The organism is Corallibacter sp. (genome assembly GCF_048381695.1).
GTDB classification, from domain to species: Bacteria; Bacteroidota; Bacteroidia; order Flavobacteriales; family Flavobacteriaceae; genus Corallibacter; species Corallibacter vietnamensis.
The window spans coordinates 1-9,657 of sequence record NZ_JBLXHI010000021.1 but is presented as its reverse complement, the minus strand read 5'-3'; the positions used below and the strand labels follow the sequence as shown (position 1 = coordinate 9,657).

General features: G+C 30.2%; 11 protein-coding genes. 9 read left to right on the top strand and 2 right to left on the bottom strand.

Annotated elements, in window-relative coordinates:
- The first annotated feature begins 128 nt into the window (after window positions 1-128).
- The 9 genes from ACN5J3_RS13955 to ACN5J3_RS13915 all read left to right on the top strand — a co-directional run bounded on the left by ACN5J3_RS13955 (window position 129) and on the right by ACN5J3_RS13915 (window position 6,690).
- Window positions 129-1,046, top strand: coding sequence for an AraC family transcriptional regulator (locus ACN5J3_RS13955; protein WP_299252918.1), 918 nt, complete (start codon window positions 129-131; stop codon window positions 1,044-1,046).
- 175 nt (window positions 1,047-1,221) lie between these two features.
- A complete protein-coding gene (locus ACN5J3_RS13950) occupies window positions 1,222-1,497 on the top strand; it encodes a hypothetical protein (RefSeq protein WP_418512123.1) in 276 nt (91 codons plus the stop codon).
- Between the two features lie 3 nt (window positions 1,498-1,500).
- Entirely contained in the window at window positions 1,501-1,905 is a 405-nt protein-coding gene (locus ACN5J3_RS13945; protein ID WP_334471875.1) for a DUF4288 domain-containing protein, read from the top strand.
- A 171-nt stretch (window positions 1,906-2,076) separates the two neighbouring features.
- Window positions 2,077-2,610, top strand: coding sequence for a hypothetical protein (locus ACN5J3_RS13940; protein ID WP_334471873.1), 534 nt, complete (start codon window positions 2,077-2,079; stop codon window positions 2,608-2,610).
- Between the two features lie 163 nt (window positions 2,611-2,773).
- The gene (locus ACN5J3_RS13935; RefSeq protein WP_334471871.1) at window positions 2,774-3,355 is read left to right on the top strand and encodes a hypothetical protein; all 582 of its coding nucleotides are present in this window, start codon (window positions 2,774-2,776) and stop codon (window positions 3,353-3,355) included.
- Between the two features lie 204 nt (window positions 3,356-3,559).
- Window positions 3,560-4,015, top strand: a complete 456-nt coding sequence (locus tag ACN5J3_RS13930) for a DUF4303 domain-containing protein (RefSeq protein ID WP_334471869.1) — start codon at window positions 3,560-3,562, stop codon at window positions 4,013-4,015.
- A gap of 156 nt (window positions 4,016-4,171) precedes the next feature.
- The gene (locus ACN5J3_RS13925; RefSeq protein ID WP_334471974.1) at window positions 4,172-4,990 is read left to right on the top strand and encodes a hypothetical protein; all 819 of its coding nucleotides are present in this window, start codon (window positions 4,172-4,174) and stop codon (window positions 4,988-4,990) included.
- A 142-nt stretch (window positions 4,991-5,132) separates the two neighbouring features.
- The gene (locus ACN5J3_RS13920) at window positions 5,133-6,092 is read left to right on the top strand and encodes an ADP-ribosylglycohydrolase family protein (protein WP_334471956.1); all 960 of its coding nucleotides are present in this window, start codon (window positions 5,133-5,135) and stop codon (window positions 6,090-6,092) included.
- A 169-nt stretch (window positions 6,093-6,261) separates the two neighbouring features.
- Window positions 6,262-6,690, top strand: coding sequence for a hypothetical protein (locus ACN5J3_RS13915; protein WP_334467420.1), 429 nt, complete (start codon window positions 6,262-6,264; stop codon window positions 6,688-6,690).
- 598 nt (window positions 6,691-7,288) lie between these two features.
- On the opposite strand, the gene ACN5J3_RS13910 is transcribed toward ACN5J3_RS13915, so the two are convergent.
- Together ACN5J3_RS13910 and ACN5J3_RS13905 are read right to left on the bottom strand one after the other, a co-directional pair.
- A complete protein-coding gene (locus ACN5J3_RS13910) occupies window positions 7,289-7,969 on the bottom strand; it encodes a hypothetical protein (RefSeq protein ID WP_334467421.1) in 681 nt (226 codons plus the stop codon).
- Between the two features lie 4 nt (window positions 7,970-7,973).
- Window positions 7,974-9,278, bottom strand: a complete 1,305-nt coding sequence (locus ACN5J3_RS13905; RefSeq protein WP_215928820.1) for a tyrosine-type recombinase/integrase — start codon at window positions 9,276-9,278, stop codon at window positions 7,974-7,976.
- Window positions 9,279-9,657: the final 379 nt, after the last annotated feature.

Genomic DNA, 9,657 nt, shown 5'->3' with positions numbered 1-9,657 from the left:
CCTGAACTAACAATTTAAGAACAGACCTAGTTCAAACTATTTTTTTGCCTTCTAAACGGCTAAAAAAAATCTTTTGAACTATCTAAATAGTAACCAAAAAGAGTCAACCTATTTCAGTATAATACAAAATGACATTAACAGATAAAGAAATACAAGCTGATTACAAAAATCGAATTAACCGAGTTTTTGAGTTTATTGACCAAAACTTGGAATCGGACTTATCGTTAAATGCAGTTTCGGAAATTGCTTTTTTCTCACCATTTCATTTTCATCGAGTTTTCAAGTTTGTTACAGAAGAAACTCTAAATGAATACGTAAAACGAAAAAGAATAGAAAAATCAGCATCTGATTTGTTACATAAAAACATAACAGCAACTGAAATAGCACATAAATATGGATTTAGTGATAATTCTTCCTATTCCAGAGCATTTAAAAAGTATTTTGGAGTAAGCCCGACTGAATTTAAAAACCAAAATCCGAATAAATTTAGCAAGATTCGTCAACTTAAAAGCAAGAATGGACAAGAATATCCTGACTATGAAAAATACATTTGCATCATTAATAATCTAAAAAAATGGACAGAAATGAATGCAAAAATTGAAATTAAAGAAATGCCAAAAATGGATTTGGCGTATGTGTCAAGTATTGGACCACAAAATCTTGAATCTGCCTATCAAAAATTAATGAAATGGGCTACACCTCAAGGTTTGATGAATGAACAAACTAAAATGGTTACGATTTATCACGACAGTTTTAAAGTTACAGAACCGAACAAAGTAAGAATGAGTGCTTCGATTTTGCTAAATAAAACAGTTGAAGCGGATGGCGAAATTGGACTAACTTCAATTCAAAAAGGAAAATTTATTGTAGGTAGTTTTGAAATTGGGCTGAATGAATTTGAGAAATCGTGGACGGGACTATTTTTATGGATGAATGAAAACGGATATAAAAAAGCTGACAAAAACCCTTTCGAGATTTATCATAACAACTTTAATGAGCATCCCGAAAGAAAGGCAATTGTTGACCTTTACATACCGATTGAATAATAAAAACGCTGTACAACAACGTGTATAGTTAATGGCGGTTTTGTGTTGGATTTCAAGAGTTTAGCATTTAATAAACCAAGTGTTAAACCAAAAGTTAAATGCTTCTAAATCCGCCACTAACCATACACAAACCGTTAGCTACAATTTGAAAAAAACAATCGTCATACTAATAATATTGAGTATTTTGTCTTGTAAACAGAAAGATGAATGTTATCCAGAATTTAAAGAAAGTCTGACATATCTCAAGAATTACATCAAACCTGATAATCAAGAAAGATTAGTAATTGAGATTACACGTAACATAGAAGTATTGGAATCTATTTCAGGGATAATGAATAAAGACCTAGGCAATCTAATCGGAAAAATGATAGTTAGACAAGCTGATATTGACAAATGGGAAAAGTGGATTTCTAAAAAATGTGATTCTCTAAATCTAAAGCAACTGAATTAAAAAATGAAATCCCAAGAGAAAATATCGAACAAAAATGGAAATTGGTTTATCGTTGAGATTATTGAAAAATGCGAACCTGTTGAACGAAATGAAAAACAAGATTTACGAAGAGTAACAACTTGGGGAAATCATCACTTAATTAAAGCTGACTCGCCTGAAAAAGCATTTGACAAAGCAGTAAAACTCGGAAAGGAAAAGAATTATAAATTCATTAACTCTGACAAACTCGAAATGGAATCGATTTTTGTCGGAATTGGAGAATTGTTACCGATTTACGAAGACATTGAAGATGGAGCTGAATTAATGTGGAATGATTACGGATTTATTAGTAATAGAAGAACTATGAGAATGCCTTACGAAAAGAAAGAACTTATGAAATTAATAAAGCCGAAACAAAAAAAAGAATAAAAACTGTAGCTAACACAGTATATAAAAAATTGCTGTTTTAGGCTAAACTTAAAGGTCGTTGCTCTTTTGTTACGTCTGAATTTCCTTCGGAAATTCCTCGCACACAAAACCGCAACTTTCCATATACATAAACGTTAGCCACAAGTTGAAAAAAATAAACCTTTAAAGAAAATGACAAGAATTTTAATTTTATTAGTATTTACACTATTTATTTTTAGTTGCTCATCTGATGATGAATCATCTGTTGATTCTAGCGAACTATTAACTGATTTTATAGAACCAATACCTCAATTTGGAATAAATTCAACCGAATATATTTCTATCCACGGAGAGCCTTTGGAACACAATATTATTGTAGACAATACCCCTTTTGGTGGTGATGACGAAGAATTGGTTTATGAATTAAACTATCCAGGGGAGATTTCAAGAGAAATTAAATTTTATTATTCGTTTGACCATGAAGAAGCTGTATTTAGTTACGCTTACATTTTGATTAATGAAAATATGCAAAACTTGGAATTTTTAACTGATTTCTATAATTCAAGATATGGAAGTTATACACTTATACCAGAACCTGGACCTTCAGAAACAGAAACAAGACAGTGGGTAGTACCAAATGATATGACAATTAATTTGAATTATAATTTCTCTGAAGATTCTGGAACTGATTATTTTTGGCTTACATACCAAGACAATTCCAATTAGCAATCTATTTGATATAAAAACCAGTGGCTAACAATGTGTATAATTTATTGCTAGTAAAGGCTTACTTACGAAAATTCCGCTGGAATTTTCTATCTGTGATTAGTTTGCTAACTTAGTTGCTTAACCACGCAACTAACCATACACAAACACGTTGGGTACAATTATGACGAACAGCATTTTCCATAACAAAGAGTTTGAGATAAACGGAATTTCTGTGCCTGAATTTGAATTAAAAAGCGGAAATCTAATCCGAATTTATATTCCGAATTTTAATCTTGAAAACTTGCCTTTAGGTTTTGACTTGACTATCGAGTTAATAAAAAAGTTCCAAAATCAAAAAACTGATTTTCCTTGGGCAAAAAACTACCGACAAAATACTGTTGCGGAATTTTTAAGTCCTTTGACTGTAAATAAATATCTGATTAATAAAATGCGGATTGACAAACTGACCGCAAAAAGAATAGCAGAAGAAATCGGAATTACATTAAATGAGAAATTTGAATATTTAAGTTTTAAAAACAAAAAAGCTCTAATTATAAAAGCGCATTTTGATAAAAATGATTCTATTCTTTTGGATTATTACGGAGTAGATGCAATGGGAATTGAGTTTTTGGAAAATTTAATTAATACCGAAATAGAAAAAGGCAAATCTGCAATCGCTTTTGACAATTTACAATTTGCGAACGAAAAAGAACCTTATGAAAATATTAAACCGATAAAAATAACTGTACCCAACACAGTATAAAATTAATTGCTATTTTAGGCTTAAACAAAGGTAGTTGCACTTTTGTTACGTCTGATTTTCCTTCGGAAAATCCTCGCACACAAAACCGCAACTAATCTTATACATAAACGTTGTGGTGCATTTAAGACGAACATTGTGAATAAATTTATAATCCTTTTAATAACCTTATTTACGGTAAATTTCAATCTAACTAAACCGAATAGAATGAGTGAATCCAAAAGCAAATTTGACACGGAAAAACTAACTCAATTTGCGATTAAAAAAATATCTGAATTCGCTAAAGAACATCCGAATGAAACGTTTTACGGATTCTCAATTGATGCAAACCTTTTATGCTTGAATTCGGAAGAAGAATTCCAAAAAACGTTAAAGTATTACAGAGAAAAATTTGGCGGATATGATACTGACGAACTTATTGCGGACTTAAAAGAAAATACTGGAGATTGGGAATATCAAGGTTTTACGGAATTTGACGAAAATTCAGGATTTGATATGGAGGAATATAATGAACATTATCACGAAGACGAAGATTTTCAGTTGACTTCTGATTATGCTAAGTCAATGGACAAAGTTGTAGAGAATTTAAAAGAAAGCGGAGTTTTTGACTTGCTTAAAAAAACTAATGATTTTTATGCAAACCGAATTGAACACAATTATTAACCGAATAAAAAACGACACCACAACACCGTGTATAATTCATTGCTAGTTATAGCCTACTTACGAAAGTCCTCGCGGACTTTCTATCTGTGATTTATTTGCTAACTTTAGTTCCTAAACCACGCAACGAAATCATACACAAAACCGTTGTAGTTAATTATGAAGAAACTTTCGTACATATTAGTAACATTAGTATTCCTGAGTTGTAAAACAGAAAAAAAAGATGTTTATCAAGAATATAACGGACAAATGGTAAAAGTGGAATTTGATGATTCAAAAACCGATTCAACATTTACTGGCTATGGTGGAGAATATTATCCAAATGGAAATTTAAAATCAATGTCTTATTTTAAAAATGGAGAGCCAGCTGACACTTTATTTTACTATTACGAAAATGGACTTGTAAAGGAAAAAGGACTTGTAAAAAATAATTTATCTATTGGTTGGTGGACATATTTTGATAAAAATGGAAAATTGACTGAAAAATCGGAATGGTTAATTTTAAGAGATAGTTCCTATAAAAATCAATCCTATTATTTCGACAAAAAAGGTGGAATAAAAACTAAACCAAGTACCTACTTTAAATTAGATATTCCAGACACATTAAGAGTTGGGAAAAATCTTGCTCGAATAAAAAATTATGTAACTAATAATTATGGCAATGAAGGAAACTTAATTTCTGTAATAATGGACAATAAATATTCGGAATCAAAAATTCAAAAAGATACTTTTGGTGATGGAAATTTAACACCATTTTTTGGAATTTATGCATATAAGACAGGTAAATTAAAAATTCAAGGTAAAATTCGAGAACAAATTTTAAACAGAACAATAGACAACGATAGTTTGCACACTTTTACAATATCAGAACATTATAAGTATTTTGAAAAGGATATATATGTTTGGAATAAAGACAAACAATCCGAATCTGCTAAAAGAATTGGAAACGAAATGAAAGAAGAATATAAAAATAACTAACTACAACACCGTATATAATTTATTGCTAGTTCTAGCCTACTTACGAAAATCCTCTCGGATTTTCTATTCGGTTTTTATTTGCTAAATTAGGTGCTTAAAACACGCAACAAACCATATACAAACACGTTAGGCATTATATAAAATGAAGAACAAACCGAAAGACATATTATTTGGAATTGCAATTGGAGACGCTATAGGTGTTCCTTATGAATTTTCATCAAGAGAACAAATGATGAAAAACCCAGCCAAAGATATTGTTGGTTATATGAGCCATAATCAACCACCAGGAACTTGGTCAGATGATAGTTCTCTAACATTTTGTTTAGCTGAAAGTTTAATTAATGGATACTCATTAAAAAGTACGGCTGAAAATTTTATTAAATGGAAGAAAGAAGCTTATTGGACAGCTAGAGGTAATGTGTTTGATATTGGAATGACAACGGCTAAAGCTATTACAAAACTTGAAAAAATTATAGCAGATAAATCTTTTGACGATTTAGATTTACTAAAATATGAATCTGATGAATATGACAATGGTAATGGTTCATTGATGAGAATTTTACCTTTAATATTTGAAATAAAAGATAAAAGCATAACCAATCAATTTGAAATAATATGGAAAAACTCTGCATTAACACACGGACACATTCGTTCAGCTATGAGTTGTCTCATTTATTTGAAATTTTCTGAACATTTAATTAATGGGATTGATAAAAAAGAGGCTTATAAATTGACTAGAAGTGAAATTAAAGAATTTTGGGATAAAATGAATTTTGCGGAGATTGAAAGGAAACATTTTAGTAGAGTAATTCAAAATGACATTTGTCAATTTCCAAAGGAAACTATTCTTTCGGGCGGATATGTAATTGAGAGCCTAGAAGCAAGTTTGTGGTGTTTTTTGAAAACTGAAACTTATGAATCAGCTGTTCTCAAAGCTATAAACTTTGGGCATGACACTGACACTACAGGAGCAATTACAGGTGGACTTGCTGGAATTTACTATGGTTATAAAGAAATCCCTGAATATTGGATAGCTTCATTAGCAAAAATGGAGAAAATTGAGAAATTAAGTGAAAGATTGAATGAAAAATACAATGCCTAACACCGTATATAAAAAATTGCTGGTTTTGGGCTAAATCAAAGGTCGTTGCAAGTTTGCTACGTCTGAATTTCCTTCGGAAATTCCTCGCACGCAAACCCGCAACTTTCCATATACTAAACCGTTGTACACAATTTAATCGAAATATAAACTTAAAAACAAATTAAACGACATGAAGAAAATCTTATTATTAGTATTTGTAATTTCAAGCCTTACTTTCAACTCTTGTTCATCTGATGATAACAGTTCAAATGGCAGTGAATATCCAAAAACAGTGAATATTAAATTTGAAGTAATTGCATCAAGAAATTCTGAAGCAATAATTAATAGAACAATAAATAATGATACTCAAATTGATAATGCGGATAATTTACCATACACTTTTTCATATACTCAAACTGAAGTGAATAATGGAACTTATTTAAAAATGACTTATCTTGAAAATGGTAATTACACGGCTACAACTGGAGGAGGAACAAGTTGGACAGATTATACAGCCGAACTGAATATTTATGTTGACAATCTAATAGTTAAAACTCAAACTTTTAATATTACAGCAAGTGATTTCGGAGTAAAAGAAATCGACTACACATTTGAATAATAAAAACCGTGTACAACACCGTGTATAATAATCACAAAATGATCAAACAGTATTGAGAATCTTTTTAACTAAGAATCCTATACAAAACCTGAATTCATAGATTCCATATTAATTTAATCAATCCTATAAAAAAGGTAATGGATTTATTGAAATTTGGTTAATCAATCCTCATAATACTCTAAAATATTTTATTTAGCGTAAAACAAACGTTTGTTTTACGCTAAATAAAATAATAAAGAACTAAAATTGTTTTTATTCTTAAACAAATAGGGACTAAAACGTCGCCTCCACAATAATAATACAGCAGAGGTGTTATTTAGTAATAGCTATCTATTTCTTCAACCACACTAAAAAACATATTAAAAAAATTAAACCTTATGGCTTTATTTAGACTATTGAAAAGAAGCAACAGAGGTTCGTTCTAATAAACAATTTTAAACAGTAATACAATTTCCAATTGTTCTTCTAAAAAACAACATTAACAAAAGACCTAAAAAGGAATAAAAAAACTTAATATTCTAATTTTCTTACTGACTTTATCTACAATACACTATTTCAATTTTTTCAATATTATTTTTTATAATATAAAGTAAGGATATCATTTTTTTATATAACCTTTCCTAATCTGAAAGACCGTTTCTAAAAGAAAGTCTTCAGCATCTTCTTCGGTTATTAAAGGCAATTTATTTTTGTTTTTTATTGACGTTTTAGTTGCCACATTCTCTACAGAGTCATTCGGTTTTACTGAATTTAAATTTAGAACGTTCTTTATATCCGTTAAATCGTTTTCTATAAATTTTAGAACATTGACCTTTTGCTTTTCTAATGATTTATTTGGTAGTATTATATGTGATTTTAAATCTTCTACATGTTTTAAAAAAACTTGGGTCTGTGATTTAAATGATTTTTTGGTTTCTTCCCTTAAATCAGATATATCAATTTCTATATTATTTTCCATCCAATTCGATACATATAATACAAAATTGACATGTTCTAAATACTTCTCTAAAAAAAAATCAAACTTATGCTTTGGTAAGCGTTCACTTTGATCGATAAGCTTAAAGATGTTATCATTTAAAATCATCGCTTTACCCAATATCTGATAATGAGAGGGCTCATCATTTAATAATTCGCTATCAAACCCTTTGCTATCAATTAAAACAACTGTATTTAAGGCCTTGTTATGCTCTAAATCTGGCAACAATCGTGATGGTATATAAAACACAAAAGATTTATATAGATTCTTCCATAGCTCGGTAAATAATTTGTCCAGCTCCATAGCTCTATTTTATGTGTTCTGAATAATCTTCGGGTAACTCCGCGTCAATATCTCTAAGATATTTTTGAAGGGCTGACATCGATGAATGACCTGTGATTAACATAAGTTTACTTTTAGCTTCAAACGGTGAAGAACCTTTTACCAAAGCGCGGTACAGTTTTGTAATATAGGTATGTCTGAAACTATATAAACCATAATCTTTACCAAGTCCAAAAGGATCTTTAACCACTTTTTTAAAACGCTTAGAAAAGTAATCTCGTTTATTATCTACATCGGTTTCCCACTTGCCTCCTATCTGCTCTGGGGTAAATAAACATAACGACTTGTCCATTTTAGATAGATCAGGCAAATCATTAATTAGTAAATCTGGAATAATTTTTGTTTTTAAAGGACTGTTTTTAGCTTTAAACTTTATTAACTTATTTTTTAGGTCAATATCACCTACTTTTAATCGACAAACTTCGATAGGTCTCAAAAAATTATAAGAGATAAATTTAATGTACAACAGTAACAAGGCATCTTGTTTTTCAAGAAATGTATAGATTTCTTCTTGCTTTTCATTACTATACGTTTTATTTCGTTGTGGTATGCTTTTTAATACTGGAATCCGTTTCATGAAATTCGTAGCCACGATATCATTATCTTCCAAAACTTGTATTAAGCTACTTAAATCAACTCTAAAATTGTTGCGGTTTCGCGCACTTGTATTTACAAGTACATGGTTTAAAAACTGTGTAACAAGTTTTCTATCAACTTTATCTATCGTGCTTATTTCTGGATGCACATCTTCAACCCATTTTAAAAAATTCTTGATTCTATTCTCATAGGCTCGCTTAGTGGTTTTGCTTAATAACTTTTCTTTGAGCTTTAATCCAAAGTCAAAGGCTTCCTTTATAGACATAATAGGCACACTCGCTTCCTTTTCTTTAGTAGTATCAACTCCTGAATATTGTGATGCCTTAGATGGTTTAAAATCGCCTTTTCGTTTGGCTAACAAGGCTGTATTATCTTCAAAGGGATTAAATCCTTCTTTTAGTAGTTTGAGTAAGGTTCGTTTATATACCGTTAATACAAAAAGACGATCTTCTTTAGTGGTATATTTATTCGCTTTTCCATAAACATTTTGCATACGTTGCAATTTTCCTGTTTTAGGATTGCGATAAGAAAAATAGACATACCAGCGTTTGCTCAAATCACCTTTGCCTGTATAAATTTTTGGTATGGAAAATAAATTCTTCAATGGGAGATTGTGTTCTAAATCGTGTTCACTTTCGTGTTCAAATGTAAGAATTCTGTTCAAATTAGACATAAAAAAAACGGCTTAGCGTGAACTAAACCGTCTGTTTTAAGCAATTCTACTTAGTAGCGGGAACAGGACTCGAACCTGTGACCTTCGGGTTATGAGTTTGATATTTTTATCAAAAAAAGCCCTTTTTTTACTATTCCGCTATAAAATCGTGTACGATATTGTGTACTCTGATTTATATTACAAATCAAATATTCATATGCAATATAAAAAATAATTTCTTACCATAAAAAAGCTTTAGATATCATATCCAAAACAAAGGATAACAATTACAAAAAACTGCTGTTATCCCGAATATTTACATGATAAATTACTATTATTGTGTTGATATAACACGTTGTGATTAATATTGCCGACTTTCGGTCACCCACCAAACATTGTA